Origin of the sequence: Cohnella baijiui (genome assembly GCF_020731285.1) — a bacterium.
Taxonomy (GTDB): domain Bacteria; phylum Bacillota; class Bacilli; order Paenibacillales; family Paenibacillaceae; genus Cohnella.
Genome location: NZ_JAJFOW010000284.1, coordinates 1 through 257 on the forward strand (window position 1 = coordinate 1; position 257 = coordinate 257).

General features: G+C 46.3%; 1 pseudogene. It reads right to left on the reverse strand.

The window, feature by feature from the left end:
• Positions 1–239 (reverse strand): annotated as a pseudogene (locus LKX83_RS32655) (phosphonoacetaldehyde hydrolase); the annotation flags it as partial.
• Between the last annotated feature and the right edge of the window lie 18 nt (positions 240–257).

Consider the following 257-nt stretch of genomic DNA (forward strand, 5'->3'; position numbering starts at 1 on the left):
TCTTTCGCCTTTGGTACGATCACTTTCATCATGTCTAACGTATATCCCGTCGTAGAGCCAATTTTAACTCCTTGCGCACGCAAACGATCGACCAACTGAACAGACCCCGGTATCGGTTTTGCATGATCAGCTAGTACAGAGAACAATCCAGCTTCAAAATCTGCATACAACGCATCGATATCTTCATTATCTGGACGTTTGCCATACTTTTTCTCCCATGCCTCTGCCACACGCTTCATGGCGCAAATCGCCGCAAT